Annotated in this window: 30 protein-coding genes; 13 read left to right on the top strand and 17 right to left on the bottom strand. The window is 67.7% G+C overall.

Annotated elements, in window-relative coordinates; all coding sequences use genetic code 11:
* Positions 1–78 precede the first annotated feature (78 nt).
* Both ABIC44_RS15615 and lipB read right to left on the bottom strand, forming a co-directional pair.
* Positions 79–345, bottom strand: coding sequence for a hypothetical protein (locus ABIC44_RS15615; RefSeq protein WP_307100572.1), 267 nt, complete (start codon positions 343–345; stop codon positions 79–81).
* Between the two features lie 90 nt (positions 346–435).
* A complete protein-coding gene (lipB, locus tag ABIC44_RS15610) occupies positions 436–1107 on the bottom strand; it encodes a lipoyl(octanoyl) transferase LipB (RefSeq protein ID WP_373424647.1) in 672 nt (223 codons plus the stop codon).
* Positions 1108–1279: 172 nt separating this feature from the next.
* Between lipB and ABIC44_RS15605 the strand changes: the two genes are divergently transcribed.
* Together ABIC44_RS15605 and ABIC44_RS15600 are read left to right on the top strand one after the other, a co-directional pair.
* A complete protein-coding gene (locus ABIC44_RS15605) occupies positions 1280–2131 on the top strand; it encodes a DUF7847 domain-containing protein (RefSeq protein ID WP_354296475.1) in 852 nt (283 codons plus the stop codon).
* An 11-nt stretch (positions 2132–2142) separates the two neighbouring features.
* The gene (locus tag ABIC44_RS15600; protein ID WP_354296474.1) at positions 2143–2871 is read left to right on the top strand and encodes a YciC family protein; all 729 of its coding nucleotides are present in this window, start codon (positions 2143–2145) and stop codon (positions 2869–2871) included.
* Here ABIC44_RS15600 and ABIC44_RS15595 read toward each other — a convergent pair.
* The 7 genes from ABIC44_RS15595 to petA all read right to left on the bottom strand — a co-directional run bounded on the left by ABIC44_RS15595 (position 2861) and on the right by petA (position 8375).
* Positions 2861–3454 carry a GNAT family N-acetyltransferase gene (locus tag ABIC44_RS15595; RefSeq protein WP_354296473.1) on the bottom strand — a complete coding sequence of 198 codons (594 nt, stop codon included), beginning with the start codon at positions 3452–3454 and terminating at the stop codon, positions 2861–2863. The genes ABIC44_RS15600 and ABIC44_RS15595 overlap by 11 nt on opposite strands.
* Positions 3455–3457: 3 nt before the next feature.
* A complete protein-coding gene (gene hemF, locus ABIC44_RS15590; RefSeq protein WP_354296472.1) occupies positions 3458–4318 on the bottom strand; it encodes an oxygen-dependent coproporphyrinogen oxidase in 861 nt (286 codons plus the stop codon).
* Between the two features lie 35 nt (positions 4319–4353).
* A complete protein-coding gene (locus tag ABIC44_RS15585; protein ID WP_354296471.1) occupies positions 4354–4809 on the bottom strand; it encodes a tRNA (cytidine(34)-2'-O)-methyltransferase in 456 nt (151 codons plus the stop codon).
* Positions 4809–5345: an adenine phosphoribosyltransferase gene (locus tag ABIC44_RS15580; RefSeq protein WP_354296470.1), complete on the bottom strand. Its 537-nt coding sequence runs from the start codon at positions 5343–5345 to the stop codon at positions 4809–4811. The genes ABIC44_RS15585 and ABIC44_RS15580 overlap by 1 nt, the downstream gene beginning before the upstream one ends.
* 248 nt (positions 5346–5593) lie before the next feature.
* Positions 5594–6442: a cytochrome c1 gene (locus tag ABIC44_RS15575; protein WP_354296469.1), complete on the bottom strand. Its 849-nt coding sequence runs from the start codon at positions 6440–6442 to the stop codon at positions 5594–5596.
* Positions 6443–6467: 25 nt separating this feature from the next.
* Positions 6468–7766 carry a cytochrome b gene (locus tag ABIC44_RS15570; RefSeq protein ID WP_309701095.1) on the bottom strand — a complete coding sequence of 433 codons (1299 nt, stop codon included), beginning with the start codon at positions 7764–7766 and terminating at the stop codon, positions 6468–6470.
* 15 nt (positions 7767–7781) lie between these two features.
* Entirely contained in the window at positions 7782–8375 is a 594-nt protein-coding gene (gene petA / locus ABIC44_RS15565) for a ubiquinol-cytochrome c reductase iron-sulfur subunit (RefSeq protein ID WP_307100557.1), read from the bottom strand.
* A 287-nt stretch (positions 8376–8662) separates the two neighbouring features.
* Between petA and ABIC44_RS15560 the strand changes: the two genes are divergently transcribed.
* A complete protein-coding gene (locus tag ABIC44_RS15560; RefSeq protein WP_354296468.1) occupies positions 8663–9187 on the top strand; it encodes a hypothetical protein in 525 nt (174 codons plus the stop codon).
* Here ABIC44_RS15560 and ABIC44_RS15555 read toward each other — a convergent pair whose 3' ends face one another.
* The 8 genes from ABIC44_RS15555 to radC all read right to left on the bottom strand — a co-directional run bounded on the left by ABIC44_RS15555 (position 9188) and on the right by radC (position 15254).
* Positions 9188–9637 (bottom strand): MaoC family dehydratase, encoded by a 450-nt coding sequence (locus tag ABIC44_RS15555; RefSeq protein WP_307100553.1) that lies wholly within the window; start codon positions 9635–9637, stop codon positions 9188–9190. It abuts the gene before it with no gap.
* Positions 9638–9649: 12 nt separating this feature from the next.
* Positions 9650–10969 carry an alkaline phosphatase family protein gene (locus ABIC44_RS15550; RefSeq protein WP_354296467.1) on the bottom strand — a complete coding sequence of 440 codons (1320 nt, stop codon included), beginning with the start codon at positions 10967–10969 and terminating at the stop codon, positions 9650–9652.
* Between the two features lie 88 nt (positions 10970–11057).
* Positions 11058–11450, bottom strand: a complete 393-nt coding sequence (locus tag ABIC44_RS15545) for a BLUF domain-containing protein (protein ID WP_307100549.1) — start codon at positions 11448–11450, stop codon at positions 11058–11060.
* A gap of 79 nt (positions 11451–11529) precedes the next feature.
* Entirely contained in the window at positions 11530–12630 is a 1101-nt protein-coding gene (gene ychF / locus ABIC44_RS15540) for a redox-regulated ATPase YchF (RefSeq protein ID WP_307100547.1), read from the bottom strand.
* 207 nt (positions 12631–12837) lie between these two features.
* Positions 12838–13032 carry a hypothetical protein gene (locus tag ABIC44_RS15535; RefSeq protein ID WP_307100545.1) on the bottom strand — a complete coding sequence of 65 codons (195 nt, stop codon included), beginning with the start codon at positions 13030–13032 and terminating at the stop codon, positions 12838–12840.
* 160 nt (positions 13033–13192) lie between these two features.
* Positions 13193–13795 carry a TIGR02466 family protein gene (locus ABIC44_RS15530; RefSeq protein WP_354296466.1) on the bottom strand — a complete coding sequence of 201 codons (603 nt, stop codon included), beginning with the start codon at positions 13793–13795 and terminating at the stop codon, positions 13193–13195.
* A complete protein-coding gene (gene pth / locus ABIC44_RS15525) occupies positions 13792–14367 on the bottom strand; it encodes an aminoacyl-tRNA hydrolase (RefSeq protein ID WP_307100542.1) in 576 nt (191 codons plus the stop codon). Before pth ends, ABIC44_RS15530 begins: the two co-directional genes overlap by 4 nt.
* 185 nt (positions 14368–14552) lie before the next feature.
* Entirely contained in the window at positions 14553–15254 is a 702-nt protein-coding gene (radC, locus tag ABIC44_RS15520) for a RadC family protein (protein ID WP_307100540.1), read from the bottom strand.
* 127 nt (positions 15255–15381) lie between these two features.
* On the opposite strand from radC, the gene ABIC44_RS15515 reads away from it, so the two are divergent.
* The 10 genes from ABIC44_RS15515 to uvrC all read left to right on the top strand — a co-directional run bounded on the left by ABIC44_RS15515 (position 15382) and on the right by uvrC (position 24996).
* Positions 15382–18558 carry an intermembrane phospholipid transport YdbH family protein gene (locus ABIC44_RS15515; RefSeq protein WP_354296465.1) on the top strand — a complete coding sequence of 1059 codons (3177 nt, stop codon included), beginning with the start codon at positions 15382–15384 and terminating at the stop codon, positions 18556–18558.
* 29 nt (positions 18559–18587) lie between these two features.
* Positions 18588–18776 (top strand): YnbE family lipoprotein, encoded by a 189-nt coding sequence (locus ABIC44_RS15510; protein ID WP_307100536.1) that lies wholly within the window; start codon positions 18588–18590, stop codon positions 18774–18776.
* 2 nt (positions 18777–18778) lie between these two features.
* Entirely contained in the window at positions 18779–19159 is a 381-nt protein-coding gene (locus tag ABIC44_RS15505; RefSeq protein WP_307100534.1) for a YdbL family probable chaperone protein, read from the top strand.
* A 374-nt stretch (positions 19160–19533) separates the two neighbouring features.
* Complete coding sequence (locus ABIC44_RS15500) at positions 19534–19851, top strand: AtpZ/AtpI family protein (RefSeq protein WP_307100533.1); 318 nt, start codon at positions 19534–19536, stop codon at positions 19849–19851.
* Positions 19852–19884: 33 nt separating this feature from the next.
* On the top strand, positions 19885–20676 hold the full coding sequence (locus tag ABIC44_RS15495; protein ID WP_307100531.1) for a F0F1 ATP synthase subunit A: 792 nt from the start codon (positions 19885–19887) through the stop codon (positions 20674–20676).
* Between the two features lie 81 nt (positions 20677–20757).
* Positions 20758–20988 carry a F0F1 ATP synthase subunit C gene (locus ABIC44_RS15490; RefSeq protein ID WP_307002385.1) on the top strand — a complete coding sequence of 77 codons (231 nt, stop codon included), beginning with the start codon at positions 20758–20760 and terminating at the stop codon, positions 20986–20988.
* Positions 20989–21048: 60 nt separating this feature from the next.
* Entirely contained in the window at positions 21049–21543 is a 495-nt protein-coding gene (locus ABIC44_RS15485; RefSeq protein WP_261269959.1) for a F0F1 ATP synthase subunit B family protein, read from the top strand.
* Positions 21536–22198, top strand: coding sequence for a F0F1 ATP synthase subunit B family protein (locus tag ABIC44_RS15480; protein WP_354296464.1), 663 nt, complete (start codon positions 21536–21538; stop codon positions 22196–22198). Before ABIC44_RS15485 ends, ABIC44_RS15480 begins: the two co-directional genes overlap by 8 nt.
* A 367-nt stretch (positions 22199–22565) precedes the next feature.
* A complete protein-coding gene (locus tag ABIC44_RS15475; protein ID WP_309697098.1) occupies positions 22566–22886 on the top strand; it encodes a DMT family transporter in 321 nt (106 codons plus the stop codon).
* A 190-nt stretch (positions 22887–23076) separates the two neighbouring features.
* Positions 23077–24996, top strand: coding sequence for an excinuclease ABC subunit UvrC (uvrC, locus tag ABIC44_RS15470; RefSeq protein WP_354296462.1), 1920 nt, complete (start codon positions 23077–23079; stop codon positions 24994–24996).
* Positions 24997–25740: the final 744 nt, after the last annotated feature.

The raw sequence follows: 25740 nt of genomic DNA, 5'->3' as shown, positions 1-25740 counted from the left end.
CGCGGGCTGACGCACCCATGAAAAGGGCCGCCCGGTCGCCCGGACGGCCCCTGTCGTCAGGAATGATCCTGGCGATGATTACATCGCGTTCGACGCGTTGGTCATCGTGTCGTTGGCCATCATCATGTCGTTCGACATGGTGTCGTTGGCCATCACGCCACCGTTCATGGCGCCGTCGACGGCGGTCATGTTGTCGGTGGTGGTGTCCATGCCTTCCGAAGCGTTCATTTCGGTGGTCATGTTCGCGTCGGTGGTGTTCTCGGTCTTCGAGCCGCAAGCCGAAACCGCGAGCGCCGCGCCGGCGATGATCGAGCCCGTCAGGACCTTGGAGATGATTGCACGCATTGGAAGCTCCCTTGATAATAAGGATTTGGAACGGCTTGCTGGCCCTATTACCCAAATCGGGGTGGACATTAATCGGATACCGCCTGGTCCTCAAGCCTCGTTTTGTCGGACCGGATCAAGGGTCTTGAGGAAAGCCGGAAAGCTGAACGCAAGCGCCTCGTCAAAGGTTTCCAATGACTTGGTGCCATTCAACGCAAAAAGACTGGTCACCGGGAACTCCGGCAGGCCGCAGGGGACGATGCCACCGAAATGGGACAGGTCGGGCGCGATATTGACCGCGAACCCGTGCAGCGTGACCCAGCGGCGCACGCGCACCCCGATCGCGCCGATCTTGGCCTCCGGCCCGCCGTCGCGGGTCCAGATGCCGACACGCCCGTCCACGCTGAAGGCATTCACCCCCAGCCGGGCGAGCGCGGCGATCAGCCAGTCCTCCAGCGCATGGACGAATTGCCGCACGTCGCGGCCGCGCTTGGTCAGGTCGAGCACCAGATAGCCGGTCCGCTGTCCGGGCCCGTGATAGGTATATTTGCCGCCGCGCCCCGTCTGGTGCACCGGAAAGCGCGGATCGACCAGCTCGGCCGGATCGGCGCTGGTCCCCGCCGTATAGACGGGGGGATGTTCGAGCAGCCAGACCAGCTCGCGCGCTTCGCCCGCCGCCACCGCGGCGGCGCGCGCCTCCATCTCGGCAAGCGACTGGTCATAGGGGGTGAGCCCGGCGCTGATGCGCCATTCGATATCGGAAAAGGCGGGAAGATCGGTCACGATGCGCGCTATCTGCGCCCGGGGCGGCGGCGATGCAAGCGTTCCGCCGGGACGGGGGCAGCGGGCCAACGCGACCGATGGCATCCCGTCCGGCAATCGGTTAGGCAGGAGTCATGTTCATGACGGATGACGCCGGACAGGTCGGCCGCATGACGGGGCAAAGGGAAGCAAGATGACCGTCAGGATCGGATCGGTGTGGGACAGCACGCAACAGGTGCTGGCGGGCAGGGCCGGGATGCTGGTCCCCTTCGCCGCGATCGGGTTCGTGGTTCCGGTCTTGGTCCAGTTGCTGCTCGTCCCCGCAGGCAGCGTGCCGCATGGCGGCCTGATGATGGTATCGACGATCCTGGGCGCGCTGCTGGGCATTTGGGCACAGCTGGCGATCATGGCGCTGGCCACCCATCCCGCGACCACCCAGGCCGATGCGGCGCGTGCCGGGTGGCGGCGATTCCCGGCGGCGCTGGGCGTGGCATTGGTGCTGGGCCTGGCGTTCATGGTCGCGATCCTCATTCCCATGGTCCTGCTGGGGGCCTCGGGCTTCGACTTCGCGCAGGCGGTGGCCGCCAACGGCAATCCGGCGCTGATGCCGCCCATCCCCTCGGGGCTGGGCGTGATGCTGGGGCTCTACATCCTGGCCCTCGCCCTGGTCGCGGTATGGATCGGCGTGCGGTTCATGCCCCTTTATGCGGTGGTGCTGAACGAGCGGCGGGGGCTGGGCGCCTATCGCCGGTCGCTGGTGCTGACGCGCGGGATGACCTGGCGGCTGATCGGCGTCTCGCTGCTGTTCCTGATCGTCCTGTTCGTCACCACGCTGGCGGTGCAGGGGGTGACCGGTGCCGTCCTGCGGCTGGCGCTCGGGCCCGACCGGCCGGGGATCGTGCTGGGGCTGGTTGGGGTGCTGGGGTCGATCGTCACCGCCGCCTTCATGACGCTGGCCTATGTCTTCGTCGCCCGGCTCTATGTCGCGACGGCGGCCGAGCATCCCGCCGGTCCGGCCACGGAGGACGGCACGCCGTCGCTGTGATGACGTTCGACATGATGGCTGCGCTGCGGGACGCCTGGGGCCTGTTCCGCCGGAATGCCGACCTTACGCTGCGGCTGGCCGCGCCCTTCCTGTTCCTGCCGACGTTCGCGCTCGGCCTGCTGGTGCCTGCACCGCCGCTGCCCGAGGAGGACGCGGCGGACGGCGCGGCGCGGGCGATGGCCTGGGTCGATTCGGTGGGCAACTGGGCGGGGCAATATGGCGGCTGGTATTTCGCCACCTATGCGATCGGGCTGATCGGCACCGCGGCGCTGCTGGCGCTGCATCTGGGCGGCGGCCGGTTGACGGTGGGACAGGCGCTGAACGTCAGCCTGCGGATCGCGCCGCGCTTCCTGCTCGCGATGATCCTGGTGGCGTTGCCGGTGGGGGCGGGAATGCTGCTCTACATCCTGCCGGGACTGTATGTCGCGGGGCGGTTGCTGCTGGTCGGGCCGATCCTGCTGGCCGAGCGGCGGATGCCCGCGCTGGCGGCGCTGGCCCGCTCGTTCGCGCTGACGCGGGGCGTCGGGCTGCCGATGGCGGCGCTGGCCTCCTGCACCTATCTGGGCGGGATGATCCTGGGCCAGCCCTTCATCCTGCTGATCGACACGGTGCAGGGCAGCGGCGGCAATCCGGTGGCGATCGCCCTGCTCCAGACCGGGGCGGCGGCGGTGGCGCTGGCGTCCGGGGTGGCCCAGGCGCTGATCGCGCTCGCCGCCTATCGCCGACTGGTCAGCCGCTGATCCCCAGGCGCGGGATCTGCGGCGCGGCATCCTCGGGCAACAGTCCGAGCGCGCGGGGATCGGGAAAGGTCTCGATCGCGCGCCCGATCGGGGTGAAGCCCTGCTTGCGGTAGAAGCTCAGCGCCGAGGGATGGTCGAGCGTGCAGGTATGCACCCAGACCCGCTCCACCCCCGGCGTCCAGGCGCGCAGCATCGCCTGCGCCATCAGCCAACGGCCATGGCCATGCCCCGCCAGTTCGGGGATCAGCCCGAAATAGCCGATCTCGCACGCGCCCGTCTGGCGATGGTCGAGTTCGAGCAGCCCGACCTCGATCCCCATCCGGTCGATGACCGCGAAGACCGAGACGGCGGGATCGTGGATGATCCCGGTCAGCATCGCATCGTCCATCACCAGCCGCGAGAACCACAGCCACGGCGCGCCGACCCGCGCGAACAGCGCCCGGTATTTGGCGGGGTCGGGCCGGGCCCAGGCGGTCAGCCGCAACGGCGAGGCGAGCATCGGGCGCGGGCGCGGGCGCTCGCGCATCTCCAGCGTGGTGACGATGGTGGCGATCTCGACGGGGTCGACGGGGATCAGCGCCATGGATTATTCCCAGGTCGCGAGCGGCGGCAGGCTCATCAGGATCGCCTCGATATTGCCGCCGGTCTTCAGTCCGAACAGCGTGCCGCGATCATGGACGAGGTTGAACTCGGCATAGCGCCCGCGCCATGCCAGCATCGTCGCGCGATCCGCCTCGGTAAAGGGCTGGTCCATCCGCCGCCGGACGATGCGCGGATAGACGTCCAGGAACGCCTCGCCGACATCGTGGGTCAGCGCGAAATTGCCGTCGAAATCGCCCTCCAGATGATCGTAGAAGATGCCGCCCACGCCGCGATGCACCTTGCGGTGGGGGATGTAGAAATAGTCGTCGGCCCAGGCCTTGAACCGGGGATAATGGTCCGGGTCATGCGCATCGCACGCCGCCTGCATCGCGGCATGGAATTCGGCGGTATCCTCGTCGATGGGCAGCGGCGGATTGAGGTCCGCGCCGCCGCCGAACCAGCGCTTCGTCGTGGTCAGGAAGCGGGTGTTCATATGGACTGCGGGGACATGCGGGTTGGCCATGTGCGCGACCAGGCTGATCCCCGTCGCCACGAAGCGCGGATCCTCGCCCGCGCCGTGGATGGTCTGGGCGAACGGCCCCTCGAACGTGCCGCCAACGGTCGAGACGTTGACGCCGACCTTTTCGAAGACGCGCCCCTTCATCACGCCGCGCACCCCGCCGCCGCCGGGCTCGCCGCTGGGATCGGCACGGTCCCAGGCGGTATAGGTGAAGGCCGCGTCCGACCCCGCCTCGCGCTCGATCGCCTCGAACGCGGCGCAGATCCGGTCGCGCAGCGATTCGAACCAGAGGCGGGCGGCGTCCTGCTCGGCGTCGAGCGCGATGTCGGGGGTGCGGCTGGTCATGATCCGGAGTCTCTGGGCGGGGGAGGGGGCGGGGGTCAACCCGGCATTTGGTCCCAACCCGTCTGCCGCCGTGCCTCGGCCAGCAGGATGCCGCCGGTGATCGCGACGTTGAGCGAGCGGACGCCGCTGCGCATCGGCACGCGCACCCGGATGTCGGCGGCGTCGTGCACCGCCTCCGGCACCCCTGCGCCCTCCGAGCCGAGCAGGATCACATCGTCGGGGCGGAACACCATCTCGGGCAGCGGCAGCGCGCCCAGCGTCGTCGCCAGCACGATCCGTCCCGGGGTGGCGGCGCGGAAGGCGTCCCAATCGGCATGGCGCACCACCTGGGCCATGGCGGCATAGTCCATCGCCGATCGCGCCAGCGCCCGGTCGGAATAGGGAAAGCCCATCGGCTCGATCAGGTCGACCGCGACGCCGAAACAGGTCGCGGTGCGGATCAGCGTGCCGACATTGCCCGCAATATCGGGCGCATGAAGCGCCAGCCGCATCAGTGGCCGGGAAAGGACAGCAGCGCATCGACCGCCAGCCCCTCGGCCCGCAATGCGTCGGCGCCGCCGAGATCGGGCAGGTCGACCAGGAACTGCGCCTGTTCGACGACGCCTCCCGCCTTGCGCAGCAGCCGGACGGCGGCGCGGGCGGTGCCGCCGGTGGCGATCAGGTCGTCGACCAGCAGGACGCGCGCGCCGGGGACCAGCGCATCCTCGTGCATCGCGATCCGGTCCTGGCCATATTCCAGCGCATAATCCTCGGCGATGGTCGCGCCGGGCAGCTTGCCGTCCTTGCGGATCAGCAGCACGCCCGCGTTCAGCGGCACCGCGAGGGCGGCGGCGAACAGGAAACCGCGCGCCTCGATCCCCGCGATCAGGTCGACCGGCCCGCGCGTCGCGGCGACCATCCGCTCGATGGTCTGCGCGAAACCCGTCGGGTCGAGGAGCAGCGTGGTGATGTCGCGGAACGCGATGCCGGGCTTGGGAAAGTCCGGGATCGTGCGGATCAGGGCTTTCAGATCGTCATTGGCGTTCATGCGGCGCCTCATGGGCCTGATGGCGGCGGGGGTAAAGGGGGGCAATCCCAACCCTCCGTTCGGCCTGAGCGAAGTCGAAGGCCAAGGGAATCCATGGCCAAAGGGGCCGGAGGAAAGGTTCGGGCATGGGCTTCGACTTCGCTCAGCCTGAACGGAGGTCGGGAGTGGGGCGGCGGGTTCCGCAAGAAAAAAAAGGGCGGCTCCCTTCCGGAAAACCGCCCCAGGCTCTCACATGATCCGATACGGCCTCAATGCTTCACGTCGCGCCAGACATTCTGATACGCCCCCCAGGCCAGGAAGCAGAAGATCAGGATGAAGATCACCGCCCCGATCCCCGCCGCATGGCGCGATTCCAGCTTGGGCTCGGCGGTCCAGGTCAGGAAGGCGGCGACGTCCCTGGCCATCTGGTCGCGGGTCGCCAGCGTGCCGTCGGTATATTGGACCTGCCCGTCCTGGGTCAGCGGCGGCGGCATCGCGATGTTGAGGTTCGCGAAATAGGGATTGTAGTGCAGCCCCGTCGGCGTCTTGGCATCCGGGAACTGGCGCAGTAGCGCGGCGGGCTGGTTGCGATAGGCATCGGGGCCGATCAGCGAATAGACGTAATTGGTGCCGTCATGCCGCGCCTTGGTCATCAGCGACAGGTCGGGCGGCAGCGCGTTGTTGTTCGCCGCGCGCGCCGCGACCTCGTTGGCGAAGGGCGAGGGGAAATGGTCGGCGGGCACGTTCTTGCGCGTCGTCGCCTCGCCCGTCTCCGGGTTGATGCTCGGCTGTTCGATCACCCACTGGTTGGCGATCGCCTTCACCTCGGCCTCGTTATAGCCTAGGTCCTTCAGGTCGCGGAACGCCACCAGCCGCAGCGAATGGCAGGCCGCGCAGACCTCCTTATAGACCTGGAAGCCGCGCTGGAGCTGGCGCCGGTCGAACCGGCCCAATATTCCGTCCGAGGCCAGATGTGCGGGCTTGGGGTGGAGGTGGAACTCCTCCTCGGCGGTGGGGGCGGGCGGGTCGGAGACCAGCCCCGAGACGCTGCCCCACAGCGCGATGGCGAGGACCAGGGTGAAGGCCGCCCCGACCAGGAATGCGATGCCACGAACCATGTTCGAAATCCTCTCTCGGTTCGTGTCAGGCCGAAGCCGAAGGGGTTAGGGCCGACTTGGTGGGCGCGGTGCCGCCATGTTTGGCCAGCACGGCTTCGGTGATCGAATGGGGCAGGGGGGCGGGCCGCTCCGTCCGTGCGATCCAGGGCAGGATCACCAGGAAGTGGAGGAAATAATAGGCCGCCGTGACCTGGCTGAGGATGATGAAGAAGGGCGTCGCGGGCGACCCCCCGCACCAGCCGAGCAGCAGCACGTCGACCACCAGCACCCAGAAGGCGATCCGCGCCTTGGGCCGGAAATTGCTCGACCGCACCGGCGAGCTGTCCAGCCAGGGGAGAAAGAACAGCAGCAGGATCGACCCGAACATCGCCAGCACGCCCCACAGCTTGGCAGGCAGGATGAAGTCGGCGGTGAAGGCGCGCAGGATCGCGTAGAAGGGCCAGAAATACCATTCGGGCACGATATGCGCAGGGGTCGAGAGCGGGTTGGCCGGAATGTAATTGTCCGGATGGCCCAGATAATTGGGGAAGAAGAACAGCAGCCCCGCGAACACCAGCAGGAACACGCCCAGCCCCACCGCATCCTTGGCGGTGTAATAGGGGTGGAAGGGCACCGTATCCTGCTCGCCCTTCACGTCCACGCCGGTCGGGTTGTTCGAGCCGGGGATGTGCAGCGCCCAGATGTGCAGGATGATGACGCCCGCGATCACGAAGGGCAGCAGATAGTGGAGCGAGAAGAAGCGGTTGAGCGCGGCATTGTCCGGCGCGAAACCGCCCAGCAGCCAGACGCGGATGGTGTCGCCGACCAGCGGGATCGCCGAGAAGAAGCCGGTGATGACCTGCGCCCCCCAGAAGCTCATCTGCCCCCAGGGAAGGACATAGCCCATGAAGGCGGTGGCCATCATGAGGAGGAAGATGACGACGCCGAGCAGCCACACCATCTCGCGCGGAGCCTTGTAGGACCCGTAATAGAGGCCGCGGAAGATGTGCGTATAGACGACGATGAAGAACATCGACGCGCCGTTGGCGTGGGCATAGCGCAGGAACCACCCAGCGTTCACGTCGCGCATGATGCTTTCGACCGAGTCGAAGGCGACGCCCGCATTGGCGGCATAATGCATCGCCAGCACGACGCCGGTGATGATCTGGATGGCGAGCGCGGCGCCCGCCAGCACGCCGAAATTCCAGAAATAGTTCAGGTTGCGCGGCACCGGATAGCCCGCGCCCACCGCATTATAGACGAGGCGCGGCAGCGGCAGCTTCTCGTCCAGCCAGCGCATGACCGGCTGTTTCGGTTCGTAATGCTTGGCCCAGGGAAAGCTCATGTCTCGGGTCCCCCTTTAAGCGGCCGCGCCGACCGTGACGGTCGTGTCGCTGTCGAACTTGTAATCGGGCACGAAGAGGTTCTTCGGTGCCGGACCCTTTCGGATGCGCGCGGCGGTGTCATAGGCCGAGCCGTGGCAGGGGCAGAAATAGCCGCCATAGGGGCCCTTGTTCTCGCCCTCGCCCGCGCCCAGCGGCACGCAGCCCAGATGGGTGCAGACGCCCAGCGTGATCAGCCAGTTCTTCTTGCCCGGCTTGGTCCGCTCCTCCAGCGTCTGGGGATCGCGCAGCTCGGACAGCGGCACCGCATCGGCCTCCGCCATTTCCTTGGGCGTCAGGTTGCGGACGAACAGCGGTTGCTTGCGGAAACTGGCCTTGATCGCCTGGCCCGGCGCGATCTTGGACAGGTCGATCTCGGTGGTCGACTGCGCCAGCACGTCGGCCGAGGGGTTCATCTGGTTGATGAGCGGCAGGACGATGGCCAGCGCCCCCACACCCGCGAAGGATACGGCGGCGACGTTGATGAAGTCGCGGCGGCGGGGATCATGGACCTCTTCGTGGAATGGCTCCGGCGACTCGCCGGGGGGTACGGTGTTCTCCGTCATCGCCATTCGTCCTGTCCCTCCACCTCGTTCGCGTGGCGCCGGTCGCGCCCTGGCGGTCGTGCCGGATTGTCCCCGGTCATGCGCCGCCCGATCTCGCCCGCCCATGATGAACGGAGCGTCAGGTTAGCCTTGCTTGACGGGCTTTGCCAATCCCCTTTGCGGTGGCGTTCATGGCGGGTGCAGTCGGGCGGGCGCAGGAACCATGGTGGCGTGGTTCGGGTTGACCGATGACGGACGCGGATGACGGGCCCCTGTCGCATCCGCAGGAACGACCAGGGGCATGGAGAGAGGCGATGCTCTTGGGCAGGATCGGATGGGGCGGCTTGCTGGCCGCCGGGCTGTTGGCGCTGGGCGGCTGCGCCGACGGCTATGGCTATAGCGGCGTGTCGGTGGGCACGGGCTATGGCGGTTATGGCGGCTATGGCTATGCCCCCGGCTATTATGGCGCGGGTTATGCGCCGTCCTATTATGGCTGGTACGACGACTTTTATTATCCGGGCACGGGCGTCTATGTCTATGACCGCTATCGTCGGCCGTTCCGCTGGAACGAGGGCCAGCGCGCCTATTGGGAAGGGCGGCGCGGCGCGTGGCGCGGGGCCCCGATCCGCGACCAGTGGCGCGGCTGGGGTCGCAACGGCTGGCGCGGCGACCGCTGGGGCAATGGCCCGCGTGGCCCCGGTCCCAATCCCGGTCTGGGCGTCGCGCCCCGCCCACCGGCCCCACGGGTCGAGGGGTGGCGCGGCCCTCGCGGCGGCAATCCCGGCTGGCGTGGCGGGCGGCCCGGCGGCGCGCGGGGCGGTCCGCGCGGGCCGCGCTGATCAGCCTGCCGAGCGGGCCCGGATCATCAGCGTGGGGCGGAACCGCATCACCGCCACATCGTCCTGGTTATAGACGGTCAGCAGGCTGACGATCAGCCCCATGTCGGGCCGACTGGCCGAGCGGCGCACCTCCAGCACCTCGGTCTCGCAGCGCAGCGTGTCGCCCGGATAGACCGGCTTCAGCCAGCGAAGCTCGTCGATGCCGGGCGATCCCAGGCTCTGAAAGCCGGTCGCCCGGTAATGCTCGACGATCATCGCCATGGTCATCGACGCGGTGTGCCAGCCGCTGGCCGACAGCCGCCCGAAATGGGTGGCGGCGGCGGCCTCGTCGGACAGGTGAAAGGGCTGGGGATCGTAGCGCGTGGCAAAGGCGATCACCTCGTCCCGCTCGACCCGATGATTTCCGAACCGCGCGGTATCGCCGACCGCCACATCCTCCAGCCAGATCATCGCATCCTCTCCTTATCGTCTGAAAACGCGGCGGAACGGCGCATCGTTGCCGTCCAGCCCCTGGCCCGCCGGAAGCCCGATCAGATCGCGCAGCAGCGGGGCGACATCGACATTGTCGAACGGCGCCAGCCGTACCCCCGACCGAAATGCGGGGCCCTGCGCGATGAACAGCGCGGCCATGGCGGGATCGGCATTGTCATAGCCATGGGTGCCCTTGGCAAAGGGGGCGTCGGGCCGCTTGGCCTGGATCAGCCAGCCGGTCTGGGCGAGGCAGAAATAGGGCGGGATGCGCGGGTTGCGACCATAATGGAAACGCGCGGGCATCGCCGGGCTGCGCCAGCAATCGGCATGATCGTGATGGCCGAGCAACCGCCGCTCCAGCGCGGCCTCATGCCCCGGCACCGCGCGGAAGGTCGCATAGGGGCCGTCCTCGGTCATCACCGCATCGGCGGGATCGACCAGCATATCCTCGGTCACGATCCGGTCGCTGGAGGTCGCGGCCATGCCGTGGTCTGCGACGACGACCAGATTGGCGGGCTGGCCCAGTTCGGCAAGCCCGGCCAGCAGGCGGCCGATCGCCTCGTCCACCTTGCCGACCGCCGCGTTCACCTGTGGCGAGTCGGGGCCGGCGTCATGGCCCGCGCTGTCCACTTCGTCGAAATACAGCGTCAGGAATTGCGGGCGGCTGGCCGCCGGGCGACGCAGCCAGTCGATGATCGAATCGACCCGCTGGCGGTCGGTCACGTTCTGGTTGAACTGCTGCCAGTCGTGCGGACGCATGCCGCCCGTCACGGTGCCGCCATAGTCGCCGGGGTGGAAGGTGCCGCCCCAGGCGACGTTCGATCCCGGCCAGAACATGGTGGCGGTGGGAATTCCGGCCTTTTCGGCGGTGATCCAGATCGGCTCGGCGCTGTTCCACCAATAGGGCTGGTCCGAGGCCATGGTGAAGCGCGCGTCGGGATGGGCCGGATCGGTGAAGCCGTTGGCGACGATCCCGTGCCGATCGGGCACCAGCCCGGTGACCAGCGTCCAGTGATTGGGGAAGGTCTTGGACGGGAAGGAGGGGCGCATCGACGCGCTGACCCCCTCGGCGGCCAACCGCGACAGGTTCGGGGTCAGCCCGCGCGTCAGATAATCGGGGCGGAAGCCGTCGATCGATACCAGGATCGTGACCGGCGCGCGCGCCGCGACCGCATCGGCGGCGGGGCGGGGCGTCGCCGCCCCCGCGCTCGCCGCGCTCTCGCCGATCGGGGGCAATGCGGGCGGCGTATAGGGGTAGGCACAACCGGCCAGGAGGGGCAGGGCGAGGGCGGCAAGGGGGAGTCGGGTCACGGAGCGGCTATCCTTTCAGGCCAGCCGATAGCGTCGTCCTGTGACACTGGCGAGGCCCGTCGGCAGGATCCCGCGCTCGCCCGGCCGGTCAGTCCAGTGGGAAGAAGTGGCGCACCTCCGGCCCGGCATGGCGAAGCAGGACCCGCAGCCGTTCGGCGGCTTCGGCGGGATGATCGCCGGGCAGCCCCGCCATCGCCCAGTCGCCGAAGGTCGGCGTGTCGGTCCGGCGGTCGTCGAGGACCTGGATGTCGGTGTGGCGCGGATCGCGCCGGATCCGCTCGAACGCGTCGCCGACGCTGTCGACGGGGCCCTCGATCAACTGGAGATAGCGGCCTCGCTCGATCCAGAGGATGCCCGAAATGCCGTCCATGCCGTTGTTGCGGCGCGAGACGCGCAATATGGCCAGGTGATCCGACCGGCCATCCTCGCCCACGGCCTGGCTGCTATAGATGATACGCCGGAACGAACTAACCTGGATCATGATTGGCTTCTAGGTCCTCCGGCGCGCGCTGCAAAGCGGCAATGCGCCGGGCGGCCGGAGCCGACCGGCGCATAATGGGTCAGACGTTGAAGCGGAACAGCATCACGTCGCCGTCCTGCACGACATATTCCTTGCCCTCGGCGCGCAGCTTGCCCGCATCGCGGGCGCCCGCCTCGCCCTTGAAGGCGATATAGTCGGCAAAGGCGATGGTTTCGGCGCGGATGAAGCCGCGTTCGAAATCGCTGTGGATCTCGCCCGCCGCATTGGGCGCCTTGGCGCCGCGATGGACGGTCCAGGCGCGCGCCTCCTTGGGGCCGACCGTGAAGAAGGTCAGCAGGTCGAGCAGCGCGTAACCGGCGCGGATCACGCGGGCGAGGCCGGTTTCGGACAGGCCCAGCTCGGACAGGAACTCGCCGCGATCCTCCGCGGGCATGGTCGCGATGTCGGCCTCGATCGCGGCCGACACGACGACCGCCTGCGCGCCCTCGGCGGCGGCCTTTTCGAAGACGCGCGCCGAATGGGCATTGCCGTTGGCGGCGTTCGATTCTTCGACATTGCAGACATAGAGGACGGGCTTGGCGGTCAGCAGCTGCGCCTGCGAGAACACGCGCGCCTCTTCCTCATCCTTGGGCACGGTCAGCCGCGCGGGCTTGCCGTCGCGCAGCAGCTCCAGCGTCTGGCCCAGGACCGAGGCGGCGATCTTGGCCTCCTTGTCGCCCTGCTGCCCCTTCTTGATGAAGGCGGGGACGCGCTTTTCCAGGCTTTCGAGGTCGGAGAGCATCAGCTCGGTCTCGACCGTCTCGGCATCGGCGATGGGGTCGACCTTGCCCTCGACATGGGTCACGTCGCCGTCCTCGAAGCAGCGCAGGACATGGACGATCGCGTCCACCTCGCGGATATTGCCGAGGAACTGGTTGCCCAGGCCCTCGCCCTTGGACGCGCCGCGCACGAGGCCCGCAATGTCGACAAAGGCGAGCTGCGTCTCGATGATCTTGGCGGAGCCGGCGACCTCGGCCAGCTGGTACAGGCGCGGATCGGGGACCGCGACGTTGCCGACATTCGGCTCGATCGTGCAGAACGGATAATTGGCGGCCTGCGCCGCCGCCGTTTCGGTCAGCGCGTTGAAGAGGGTGGACTTGCCGACATTCGGCAGGCCGACGATGCCGCAGCGGAAACCCATGCGTCGCTTATCCTACAGGAAGGGGAAAGCGTCCCTCTAGCGACGATGGGGATATTTCTCAACCGAGCGCTTCTCCCATGCTCCGTTCAGCCTGAGCGAAGTCGAAGGCCAAGGGATGACGGTTGGGCGGGGCGCCATTGTCGGATGTTCCAGCGTGGCCTTCGACTTCGCTCAGGCTGAACGGACTGGGGGGAAGGGGTTATGGGGTCAGGCGATCCCGACCATCATCGCTGCGGCCCAGGCGAGCAGCATCACGCCCAGCGCCCCCGAAAACCCCATCAGCACCAGGCCCAGATAATGCAGCATCGGCGGATTGGCGCGCTGCGCCTTCTTGTTCCGGCCCAAGCCCGACAGCACGAAGCTCGCCAACATGCCGAAGGTGAAGACAGCGAATTCGATCATCGGGAATAACGTCCGGGATAGGGGGTGCGATCGATGCCCCCTTTAACCGAGATAAGTTAACGGCACGATATCGGCGCGGCGAAGCGCCCGCTTTCATCGATGAAGTGTGGGAACCTTTCGCCCTGTCGCGGGTGCGGCGCGGATCGTCGCGCGCGGCGGATCAGCGATAGTTGAAGCTGACGCTGATCCGCTCGCCCTTGGCACCGTTGGGCACGACCTCGTGTCGTAGCCAGCTTTCCCACAGCAGCACCGTTCCCGGCTGGGGCGTGGCGGTGGCGAAGGTGGACAGGTCGTCGGGCGCATCGGCACGGCGCGGCGGGGCCGCCATCAGCATCGGCAGGCGCGGATCCTCCAGCTTCAGCGCGCCCGATCCCTGAGGCATGGCGACATAGAGCGTGCCCGAGACGACCGAGTGCGGATGGATATGCGCCGAATGATGCCCGCCGGGTTTCAGGACATTGACCCACAGGCTGTCCAGCTTCAACTTGCGCCCGCCCAGGTCGAAGGCGCATTCCTCGGCGAAGCGCGCGACATGGCGGTCCAGCTTCTTGCGCAGGTCCGCGAAGACCGGATCGCGGATCGGCAGGTCGTTGAGCGAGGCATAGCTGGTATAGCCGCGATAGCCATGCTCCTTCGACCAGCGCCGCCCGGCGCGGTCGTCCTCGGCCAGCGCCCAGCAGCTCTGCTCGATCTCCTCCAGCAGATCGGCATCGTCCAGCTGGCCCTCATAGAGAAGCGAGGCGAAGAGGCGGCGCACGCTCATGCCGGGTCTCCCAGGCGCAGCGCGATGTCGTTGACGAAGCGGACATCGTCCCCCTCGGCCAGCCAGCGCGCCTCCGCCGCCAGCGCGCCGAGCAGGTCGGACAGCGGCTCGATCTCCGCCTTGGCGTAGTTGCCGAGCACATGGCCGGTCACGCGGTCCTTGTGCCCTGGATGCCCGATGCCAAGCCGGACGCGGCGGAAGTCGGGCCCCAGATGCTGGTCGATCGAGCGCAGCCCGTTATGCCCCGCCGTGCCGCCGCCGGTCTTCACCTTCACCCGGAAGGGGGCAAGGTCGAGTTCGTCGTGGAAGACGGTCAGCGCCTCCACCCCCAGCTTGTAGAAGCGCAGCGCGTCGCCGACGCTGCGCCCGCTCTCGTTCATGAAGGTTGCGGGCTTGAGCAGCAGGATCTTCTGCCCGCCGATCCGGCCTTCCTGGGTCCAGCCCTGGAACTGCTTCTTCACGGGGCCGAAATCATGCACCTCGGCGATGGCGTCCATCGCCATGAAGCCGACATTGTGGCGGTGCATCGCATATTGCGGCCCCGGATTGCCCAACCCGGCCCAGACCTGCATGTGATATTCCTTATTCGCTTGGTTGGCAGGGCCCTAGCACCGGGGGCTTCGGGTTTCCAATGCGGTGAGGGTGGAGGGGGCGTGGGCTTCGACTTCGCTCAGCCTGAACGGGGTTTGGGGGCTAAAACCAAAATCCCCGAACCCCGTTCAGCCTGAGCGAAGTCGAAGGCCAAGGGAATCCCCCCTCAGATCAACCCCTGCGCCCGCAGACTCACATGCCCCGAGGTCCCGATGATCAGATGGTCGTGCACCGTGATCCCCAGTCGCTTGCCCGCCTCCGCGATGGCGCGGGTCACGTCGATATCGGCGCGGCTGGGCGAGGGGTCGCCGCTGGGATGGTTGTGCACCAGGATCAGCGCCGCCGATCCGAAGTCGATCGCGCGGCGAATCACCTCGCGGATATAGACCGGCGCCTGGTCGATCGAACCCTGTCCCATCAGCTCGTCGCGGATCAGCATGTTGCGCGTGTTGAGGTGCAGCACCCGGAACCGCTCGACCCCGTGATGCGCCATGTCGGCATGGAGATAGTCGAGGAGCGCCTGCCAGTTGGACAGGACCGGGCGCTTCGCCGCCTCCACCTGCACCAGTCGCAGCGCGCAGGCCTGCGCGATCTTGAGCGCCGCCGCCGCCGTCTCGCCCACCCCGTCGACGCGTCGCAGGGCATTGGGATCGGCGGTCAGCACGCCACCTATGTCATGGAATTCACGCAGCAGCGCCTTGGCGATCGGCTTGGTGTCGCGGCGGGGGATGGCGGTCATCAGCAGATATTCGATCAGTTCATGGTCGAGCAATCCGCCACCGCCCAACAACCGGTCGCGCAGTCGCGCACGGTGTCCGGCATGGTCATTCGGCTGATCCCGCTCGTCCCCGCCGCCACCGTCGCCCATGGTCCGCTTCCCCCTTTGCCGGAAAGCATAAGGGCGGCGCGGGGAACTGTCGCCGGGCTTCGTGCGATTGCGTGCGGCGCGACCATAGGGTTATGACACAGGTCAAGTCGGAAGGAGTGACATCGGGGTGGAGGGCGCGAACGAGGAAGTCGGCACCCCCGAAAGCCCGATCCGGCGTTTCCGTCGCCTTCAGCGTATCCTGATCGCCATCGCGCTGCTGATCCTGGTCGCGCTGATCGCACTGTGGCTGGAGCGCAAGCCGCTCGCCGGGGGTTTCATCGATCGCGAACTGGCGCGGCGCGGCGTTCCTGCGCGCTACAAAATTTCCGATCTGGGGACGGGACGGCAAAGGCTGACCGATGTGGTGATCGGCGATCCGCGCAATCCCGATCTGGTCGCCGACTGGCTGGAGACGCGGACCCGGCTGACCTTGTCCGGCCCCGAGGTGACGGGGGTGCGGGCCGGTCGGGTGCGGTTGCACGGGCGACTGGTCGGCGGACGGATCACGCTGGGCGCGCTCGACAAGCTGATGGGGCCGTCCTCGGGCAAGCCCTTCGCGCTCCCCGCGCTGGATGTCGTGGTCGGTGATGGCGGCATCCGGCTCGACACGCCGCATGGGCCGGTGGGGCTCAGCCTGTCGGGGCGGGGGGTGCTGAACGACGGTTTCACCGGGCATCTGGCGGCGGTGGCGCCCCGGCTGGTGATGGGCGATTGCGTCGCCACGGGGCTTGCCGCGCCGATGCGCGTGCGGGTGGTGCGCGAGCAGCCGACGCTGACGGGGCCGCTGCGGCTCGGCAATCTGCGCTGCGGCGAGGTGGCGGTGGCCGATCTGGCGGCGCGGGTCGACGTGACCTTCGGCGCGGCGCTCGATCGGTGGCAGGGGCGTGCCACGGTGGGCAGTGGCGCGATCCGCCATCCCGTCATGGCCGCCGCCGCGATCGAAGGACAGCTCGATTTCACCGGCACCCCCAAGGGCACGCATGGCCGGATGCAGCTGGCCGCGCGCAACGTCGTCGCGCGGCCGGGCCGCGCCGGGCGGGCGACGATCGCCGGACAATATCTGGTCGGCCCCGTCACCCGCTTCGACGGCCGGATGACGCTGGGCGACGCACAGCTGTCGCCCGCCATGCTGGCGCGGGTCGGGCAATGGGGCGCGGCCGCCGCCGGAACCCCGGTCGGCCCGGTGGTGAGTGCCATGGCCGAGGCCGTGCGGCGCGGCGGGCGGCGCTTCGCCGCCGACGTCGCGCTGGCGATCGACAGCGACAAGGGGCCGCGCGGCCCCGGCTTTGCGGTGCGGGTGCCGCGCCTGTCGCTCGCCTCGGCCAGTGGCGGGCGGCTGGCCTTCGCGGATGGCGCGGGGCTGACCTATGACGCGCGGGGGCTGCGGCTCGACACCCGGCTGGCGATGCGCGGGGGCGGGCTGCCCGGTCTGCGCGCCACCTTGCGACAGGATGCGCCGGGGGCGCCGATGCGCGGCACCGCCGAGCTGGCGCGTTACGACGCGGGCGGTGCCAGCCTGGCGCTCGACCGGCTGGTGTTCCAGGCGGCGATGAATGGCGAGACGCAGATCACGACACGCGCCATGCTGTCCGGGCCGATCAGCGGCGGCCGGATCGACAATCTGGTCCTGCCCATCACCGCCAACTGGGATGGGGGGCGGCGCTTGCGAGTCAATCCGAGCTGCCAGCCGCTGGCGATCGACCGGCTGGCGCTGTCGGGGCTCCGGCTGGAGCGGGTCGCGACGACGCTCTGCCCGCTCGACGGCGCGCTGGTCCGTCTCGACGGCGGGCGGATCGGCGGCGGGGCGCAACTGGGGCCGACACGGCTTGCCGGGCGGATCGGGAGCAGTCCGCTGGCGCTGTCGGCGGCGGCGACCCGGTTCGCGCTGGCGGATCGCAGCTTCACGCTGACCGGCGTCGAGAGCCGCATCGGCCGCCCCGAATCGCCGACCCGGATCGACGCGACGAGCCTGTCGGGCCGGATCACGCCAGAGGGGATTGCGGGCCAGTTTACCGGCGGCAGCGGCCAGGTCGGGCAGGTGCCTCTGCTGCTGGGGCAGGCCGATGGCACATGGCGGCTGGCCAAGGGGGTGCTGACCCTGAACGGCGGGTTGCAGGTGAGCGATGCCCGCGCCGATTCGCCGCGCTTCCTGCCGATGGCGGCGCGGGACGTGACGCTGACGCTGGCGGGCAGCCGGATCGATGCGAAGGGCGCGCTGTTCGAGCCCACAAGGAATGTGAAGGTCGCCGATGTCGCCATCACCCATGCGCTCGATCGGGGCGCGGGCTCGGCCGAGTTGGTGGTGCCGGGGCTGACCTTTACCAAGGACTTCCAGCCCGAATTGCTGACCCCCGTCACCAAGGGCGTGATCGAGGACGTGCGAGGCGAGATGTCGGGTCAGGGGCGGATCGCCTGGGATGCCGATGGCGTCCGCTCGACCGGCGATTTCGGCACCGAGGGCATCGATCTCGCCGCCGCGCTCGGCCCCGTCACCGGGATTGCGGGCAAGATCCACTTCACCGACCTGCTGGCGCTGGAAAGCGCGCCGGGCCAGGTGGTGACGATCCGCACGATCAATCCCGGCATCCAGGTGACGAACGGCACCGTCCGCTACCAGACGCTGTCGGGCACGCGCATCCGGGTGGAAAGCGGCAACTGGCCCTTTGCGGGCGGCACGCTGACGCTCGACCCGACGCTGCTCGATTTCTCGCAGCCGGTGGAGCGGCGGATGACCTTCCACGTCAAGGGCGCGGCGGCCGACCAGTTCCTGCTCCAGTTCGATTTCCAGAATCTCAACGCCACCGGCATCTTCGACGGCGAGCTGCCGATGGTCTTCGACGAGCGCGGCGGGCGGATCGAGGGCGGCCGGCTGGTCGTGCGGCCGGGCGGGGGCAGCATCGCCTATCTGGGGGCGGTCAGCCAGAAGGATCTGGGACTCTGGGGCAATCTGGCCTTCGGTGCGCTCCGTTCGCTCAACTATCGTTCGCTCCGGATCGACATGAACGGGCCGCTGGCGGGCGAGATGGTGACCGATGTCCGCTTCGCCGGGATCAGCCAGGGCAAGGGCGCCAAGTCGAACTTCCTGATCCGGCGGCTGCAGAAGCTGCCCTTCGTGTTCAACGTGCGGATCAAGGCGCCCTTTCGCGGGCTGCTCGATTCGGCGCAGTCCTTCTACGACCCGCGCCGCCTGATCCAGCGGAACCTGCCCGCGCTGCTGGAGGAACAGAACAAGCGCGCCGCGCCACCCGCCGCCCCGGCCGCCGGAACCCCCATTCAGCGCAGCGCAAGCGAGACCGTGCCATGACCGTAACAGGATTGAAAATGCAGGACAGAATGCCGATCTTGGGGATGACGCGATGGATGCCGGTCGCGCTGGTCCTGGCGAGCGGGGGATGTGTGAACATTTCCGCGCCGGACAAGCCGATCGAGATCAATCTCAACATCAATGTGACGCAGGAAGTGGTATATCGCCTGGACGGCGAGGCCAAATCGCTGATCCAGCAGAATCCGGGGATATTCTGATCATGAAGACCAAGGCGGTGGTGATGGTGGCGGCAGCGGTCGCGCTGATCGGCATTTCGGGCGTGGCGATCGCACAACGCGATCCCGCCTATGCCGCCGCGCGCGCCGAGGGATTGGTCGGCGAGCAGCCCGACGGCTATCTGGGCATCGTCGGCGCCGCGACCCCGGCGCTGCGCACGCTGGTCAATAGCATCAACATCCAGCGCAAGGCGGCCTATACCCAAAAGGCGCAGGCCAGCGGCGCGACTGTCGAGCAGATGGCCTTTACCAGCGGCTGCAACCTGATCGCGCAGACCGCCAGCGGCGAGAAGTACAAGACGCCCGAGGGCGTGTGGAAGACGCGCACCGCGGCGGCGCCCGAGCGGGCACCTGCCTGCGTGTAAGCTCCCTTCTTACTCCCCTCCCGCAGGCGGGAGGGGCTGGGGGAGGGGAGTCCGGCGGCGTGAAGGCGATCGGCTTGAGGAGAGGGGGATGAAGTCCCGTATCTTCAGAGGCATTGCCCGACGATAGCGCCAGCCCTCCCCCGACCCCTCCCGCCTGCGGGAGGGGAGAAGAAGGGGGGAGAAGAAGAACCTGCCCGCGAATCACGCCGCCCTGTCGCTCCTCGGCAACAATCCTTAACGCATCTGTCACAACGCCCACCCCAGGCGGTTGACTTGGGGGGAGGGCCTTTCTAAACGGGCCTCGCCTTGGCGGGGTCGCTCGCCGTTCGCGCGCATTCTCCCCTTCGGTGACGAAATCAGGTGAGGGTGGCTGCGTGGCGGAGAAAGAGCCCGGACAGGACTTTGGCGATGCGGACGATCCGCGTCTGGCCGCGCTGGACAAGCGACTGGCACAGGCACGCGCGGAGGGCGCATCGCGGCAGGGGGTGAAGGTGGATGCCGACAGGGGATATTCCCAGGGTAGCCGCGTCATCTCCGCGCTGATCGGAAGTCTTGTGGGCAGTGCGTTGATCGGCTGGCTTTTCGACCGCTGGTTCGGCACCGCACCCTGGGCCCTGATCGTGATGCTGTTCCTGGGGATCGGCGTGGCGTTCAGGCAGATCATTCGGATTTCTGGCGAACGCCCGGAGTAACCGGGCGTTCGTCATATGTGGGAACGAAGCAGCGTGGCGGCAGAATCGGGCGGCAAGATTGATCCGATGCACCAGTTCCTGATCGAGCCGGTGCTCGGTCGGCATTGGGTGGTCGGCGGCTACGACCTTTCCTTCACCAATTCCGCTCTGTGGATGGTGGCGACGTTGGTCGCGCTGTGGATCTTCATGATCGGCGGGATGAAGCGCGATCTGGTCCCCGGTCGCTGGCAGGCGGCGGTCGAGGGCTTCACCGGCTTCGTCAATTCGATGCTGACGTCGAATATCGGGCCGGAGGGCAAGCGCTTCCTGCCTTATGTCTTCTCGCTCTTCATGTTCATCCTGTTCGCCAACGTGCTGGGGCTGCTGCCCTTCGGCGTGGTGCCGGGTGTCCATCCCTTCACCGTGACCAGCCATGTGACCGTGACCGGCGTGCTCGCGCTGATCTCGTTCGCGATCGTGCTGATCGTCGGCTTCGGTCGCCACGGTTTCCACTTCTTTGCGCTGTTCGTGCCGCACGGCACGCCGACGCTCATGATCCCGCTGATCTTCGTGGTCGAGCTGATGAGCTTCCTGGTGCGCCCCTTCTCGCTGGGTCTGCGACTGTTCGTCGCGATGACCGCGGGGCACATCCTGCTGAAGGTTCTCGCCGCCTTTGTCATCAACGGCATCAACATGGGCCCCGGCTATGCCGCGCTCATCACGCTGCCGAGCTTCCTGCTGATGATCGGCATCACGCTTCTCGAACTGCTGGTCGCCGCGATCCAGGCCTATGTCTTCGCGCTGCTGACCTCGGTCTATCTGAACGACGCGGTCAACCTGCACTGATCCGGGGAGCCGGACCGGGCGGGCGGCCTCGCCGCACGACTTGAATACCCAAACGACCCTTTTTGAACTGGAGTGATTGAAATGGACGCAGAAGCTGCACGGATGATCGGTGCCGGTCTGGCCGCTATCGGCATGGGCATCGCCTCGCTCGGCGTGGGCAACGTGTTCGCCAAGTTCCTCGAAGGCGCGCTGCGCAATCCGGGTGCGGCGGACAGCCAGCAGGGCCGCCTCTTCATCGGTTTCGCCGGTGCCGAGCTTCTGGGCCTGCTCGCCTTCGTGACGATGATCATCCTGGTGTTCGTCGCCCAATAATTCTGATCGGCCGGGCGTCTCGGTGACGATGCGCCCGGCCGATATGGCAACGAGGACTCCATGCCCCAGATAGCACAGATCAGTGCGACCTATGCGTCGCAGATCTTCTGGCTCCTGATCACCTTCGGCCTGCTCTATTTCGTGGTCGGTCGTGGGATGGTGCCCAAGATTCAGGCGACCGTCGACGCTCGCGAAGCCCGTATCGCCGGCGATCTGGCGGCGGCGGAGGCCGCACGCGCGGAGGCCGACCGGGTCGAGGCGGCATGGCGGGCCGAGATGGACGCCGCGCGCACCGCCGCGATGGCGGAAACCAACGCCGCCAAGGCGCGGGCGACCCATGCCTTCGAGGCGCAGGTCAAGGCGGCCGATGCCGACCTGGCCGAGCGGCTGGGTCATCACGACCTGGCGATCGCCAATGCCAAGGCCGAGGCGATGGCCAATCTTCAGTCCGTGGCGGCCGAGGCCGCGCGCGATCTCGTCGCCAAGCTGTCCGGCGTCCATGTGGGCGAGGATGCGGCGGCCGACGCGGTGCGAAAGGTGAGCGCGCATGGCTAATCATTCCGCGAACGGCGCGCTGACCAACGCCGACGCGCTGGTCGCGCAGAACCTGGCCGATGCGGCCTCGGCCGAGGGCATGGCCCCCCAGCCGATCCGCGAGGGCGATGGCCTGACCGCCAACACGGTCGCGCCCGCCGAGACCGAGCATCACGCTGCCAGCCCGACCGCGCTGGGTTTCGATTCGACCGGCTGGGTGGCGCTCGCCGCTCTGGTCGTGCTGATCGGGATGCTGGTCAAGAAGGTGCCCGCGATGATCGGGCGCTCGCTCGACCAGAAGATTGCCGGCATCCGCGCCCAGCTCGACGAAGCGATCAAGCTGCGTCAGGACGCCGAAGCGCTGAAGGCCGAATATGAGGCCAAGGCCAAGGCGGCGCATGCCGATGCCGAGGCGATGCGCGTCCAGGCCCAGCACGAGGCGGGGCAGCTGCTCAGCAAGGCCAAGGCGGATGCCGAGGCGCTGATGGAGCGTCGCGCCAAGATGGCCGAGGACAAGATCGCGGCCGCCGAGCGCACCGCGCTGGCCGAGGTCCGCGCCCGCGCCGCCGAGGCTGCGGCCAAGGCCGCCGGTCTGCTGATCGCCGAGCATCATTCGGTCGAGGCCGACCGGGCGATGATCGACCGCTCGATTGCAGGGCTCGGCCGCCCGAACTGATCGGCGCCAGGGCCAGTGACAGGACCGCGCTTCGGGCGACCGAGGCGCGGTTCGGTCGTTTTTGGCGGCCGAACGACCGCCCACCCCGTTCAGGCTGAGCGAAGTCGAAGCCCAAGGGAATCCCTCTCCCCGCGCGTGGAGAGGGCAGGGCGTGGGCTTCGACTTCGCTCAGCCCGAACGGGGGATGGGAAAGCCAATTTCTTCTCAAGCTCGACTTGGGGAGGGGGACCGCCGGGCCAAGCCCGGTGGTGGAGGGGCCAAGCCCCAAATGACATAGTCCCGCACACACGGGGTCGCATCGCCGTCTCTTCCGGGTTTCCGGCGCCGATGCCCATAGTGCCGAGCCCGTAACCAAGGAGACGCTCCGATGGCATGGGTCATTCTGGGCATTGCCGTGATTACCGAGATTTGCTGGGCGCTCAGCCTGAAATGGGCGGCGACCGTCGCCACCTGGCAGGCGTCGAGCGTACCGATCCTTCTCAGCTTCGTGAATATGGGCCTGCTGGCGCTGGCCATGCGCGGGCTTGCGGCCGGGACCGCCTATGCGGTGTGGACCGGGCTGGGCGCGGTGGGCGTCGTGATCGGTGGCGCGATCGTCTTCGGCGACAGGATCGCGCCGATCCAGGCGGGCTTCATGGTCCTGACCGTGATCGGCGTGATGGGGACCAAGCTGTTCGCGCAGGGCTGAATTTGGGTTCGCGCGGAGGCGCAGAGAGCGCGGAGAAAGAAGAAGGTCTTCCGACCGCCACGTTTGGAACGCCTCTGCGTCCTCCGCGTCTCCGCGCGAACAAAAAACCGTCCCGTCTTCGCGTCTTCGCGTGAACCAAAGCCACCTCACAGGGTAGCGATCCGCCCCCCGCGCTCCTAAATCGGCCATAATGTCCGAGCCTCCCGTCGACCGCTTCAATGAAGAGAAATCCACCTTCACCCTGCGCGGGGCCGATGCGCCCGATCTGAATGCGGGGGTGGCGGCGATCCGCAACGTGCTGGCGACGCTGCCGCTGCGGCCGGGCGTGTACCGGATGCAGGATGCGCGCGGCGATGTCCTCTATATCGGCAAGGCGCGGGCGCTGAAGAACCGCGTCGCCAATTACACCCAGGTCGACCGCCTGCCCAAGCGCCTGCAACGCATGGTGGCGCAGACTCGGTCGATGACCATCGTCACGACCAATAATGAGGCCGAGGCGCTGCTGCTCGAGGCGCAGCTCATCAAGCGTTACCGTCCGGCCTTCAACGTGCTGCTGCGCGACGATAAGAGCTTTCCCTTCATCCTGCTGCGCAACGATCACGACTTTCCGCGCATCCAGAAGCATCGCGGTGCCCGGCGCGCGGTCGGCAATTATTACGGCCCCTTCGCCAGCGCGGGCAGCGTCAACAACACGTTGAATGCGCTGCAAAAGCTGTTCCTGTTGCGGTCGTGCACCGACAGCTTCTTCAAGGGGCGCGACCGGCCGTGCCTGCTCTACCAGATCAAGCGCTGCTCGGCGCCGTGCGTCGGCCGGATCGACGAGGCGGCCTATGCCGAGCTGGTCGCGGATGCGAAGAACTTCCTCGGCGGCAAGTCGACCCAGGTCCAGGCCAAGCTGGGCAAGCAGATGCAGGACGCCGCCGAAGCGATGGATTTCGAGCTCGCCGCGATCCTGCGCGACCGGCTGAAGGCCTTGACCTTCATCCAGGGGACCCAGGCGATCAATGCCGAGGGCGTGGGCGACGCCGACATCTTCGCGCTGGCGTGTCGCGAGGGGGTGATGGGCATCCAGGCCTTCTTCATTCGCGGCGGCCAGAATTGGGGGCATGGCAGCTTCTTTCCGGCGCACACCACCGACGTGCCCGAGGAGGAGGTGCTGACCAGCTTCCTCAGCCAATTCTATGAGGAGGTGCCGCCCGCCAAGACGATCCTGCTCGACCGCGAGCTGCCCGAAGGCGAATTGCTGACCGAGGCGCTGGGCGAGCGCGCCGGGTACAAGGTGCAACTCACCGTGCCCCAGCGCGGCGACCGCCGCCGCCTGCTCGACCAGGCGAAGCGCAACGCGGTGGAGGCGCTCGACCGGCGGCTGGCCGAGTCGACCACCCAGGCCAAATTGCTGCGCGAGGTGGCGGACTTCTTCGACCTGTCCGAGCCGCCGCAGCGGATCGAAGTGTACGACAACAGCCATATCCAGGGCACCAATGCGCTGGGCGCGATGGTCGTGGCCGGGCCGGAGGGTTTCCAGAAGGGCCAGTATCGCAAGTTCAACATCAAGGGGAACGAGGCGGCGACCAATGACGATTTCGGCATGATGCGCGAAGTCTTCCGCCGCCGCTTCGCGCGCCAGCTCGAGGAAAATCCCGACCGCGACGATGCGACCTGGCCCGATCTGGTCCTGATCGATGGCGGGCGCGGGCAACTCAACGCGGCAAAGGCGGTGCTGGAGGATCTGGGCATCGAGGATGTCTGCCTGGTCGGCGTCGCCAAGGGCCCGCATCACGGCCGCGAGGGGCGCGAGGTCTTTCACATGATGGACGGCAGTGAACGGATGCTGCCGGTCAACGCGCCGCTGCTCTTCTACCTCCAGCGGCTACGCGACGAGGTCCACCGCTTCGTGATCGGCGCGCACCGCGACAAGCGCGCCAAGGCGATGGGCGCGAGCCCGCTGGACGAAGTGCCCGGGATCGGCCCGGCGCGGAAGAAGGCGCTGCTGATGCACTTCGGCACGGGCCGGGCGGTGCGGAATGCCAGCCTGGAGGATCTGCGCAAGGCACCGGGGGTCAGCCAGGCGGTGGCGCAGCAGGTGTACGACTTTTACCATAGCCGGTGAGGGTCTCCATTGCTTCCGATGCCGATCATGGTCGAATTCATGCGTTTGTCAGCGGACGGTAAGCCGTAGCGCGATAGCCTGCGCATCGGCCGTGCAACTTTGCTGTCCGGCGGGAAGAGCCGGTCTGGAAACGGCTTTATCGAAGCGGGAGACGAGCGTGCCGATCGCTTTTGCCATGCTGCTTGCCGCGCAGGCCGTCAGCTCTCCGCTCTCGCACAAGGCGACCGCCTGTTCCGCCTCGGAAATCGTCAGGGTCCCGCCCGGAGACATGCTCCAGCTATTGGACGATTTCAGGGCGAGCCTGTCATCCGGCGACCGTCACCGGCTCGATGGCGCGCTCCCCCGTGGCGCGGATGGCGGGATCGAACGATGCGATCGCGCCGAGGGGAGCCGCGCCGCGTGCGAGGTCCATGCCTATATGCCGGCGCTTCGGCGCACCGGGCTGATGCCAAGGTTCCGGGCAAGCATCTGCTCCGCAAGACTGGACGCGCGGGGCCTTTCTCCGACGTCGAAGCGATAGGCTTCGCGCTTCCTGTTAGGGCCGATCGACATTCATGCCTTTCCTTCCCTCGCCCCTCGCAGAGGGGAGAGGGTTGCGCAGACTTGGTCTTTGCCAGAGCAAAGGCTTAGTCGGAGCTGGGTGAGGGGTGGCGCTCGCTTGGCGAGCGCGCGAGCCTTTGGGCTCGCTCAACCCCTCACCCAAGCTGCGCTAGCCAGCAGGCTGGCAAGCTTCGCTAACCCTCT

The organism is Sphingomonas sp. 1185 (assembly GCF_040544655.1).
Classification (GTDB): Bacteria; Pseudomonadota; Alphaproteobacteria; order Sphingomonadales; family Sphingomonadaceae; genus Sphingomonas.
Note: the sequence above shows the minus strand (reverse complement) of the source record. Positions and strands in the feature narration are given on the sequence as shown.